The 425-nt window shown below is 26.8% G+C and carries 1 protein-coding gene; it reads right to left on the bottom strand.

The genetic code is table 11. From position 1 onward, the window contains the following. Positions 1 to 190: 190 nt before the first annotated feature. Positions 191 to 425: hypothetical protein (locus KGF50_RS21895; RefSeq protein ID WP_227849998.1), on the bottom strand; the 235-nt coding region annotated here is incomplete at its 5' end.

Here is a 425-nt window from a genome sequence, read left to right as displayed (position 1 = left end):
TTATCTATATTTTTAGTATCAGTTACTACAAAAGCATCTAAATATTTTCTACGACTTGAATTTTTATTCATTTTATGGTATCCTCCTAAGTAATTGTTTTTTAGTTGTGTTGGTTACTTTGACCAGCACTTTTTTTATTGAAATAATCCTACTAAACATATTGCAAATAAACTTACCATTTTATTTCCTCCTAATTTAATATTTCAATACAATAATCATGGTCTATTGCATCATCTATTGTTATAGATGATTGTGCCAAATCATCTAATTCTTTATCAAAATAGACTACTGTTAATTCAAATTCATGTGATTGAATTATTATACAATCGCTTTCAAAACCAGCTCTTTCACATGTTACTCTTATTGCTTTGCCTACTTTAAGCGCTTCTGTAGGAAATTTTACTTCAAGTATTTTCATATCACTA

The organism is Clostridioides sp. ZZV15-6598 (assembly GCF_020657705.1).
GTDB lineage: Bacteria > Bacillota > Clostridia > Peptostreptococcales > Peptostreptococcaceae > Clostridioides > Clostridioides difficile_F.
The sequence above is the reverse complement of the archived record's forward strand: the minus strand, read 5'-3'. Positions and strand labels throughout refer to the sequence as shown.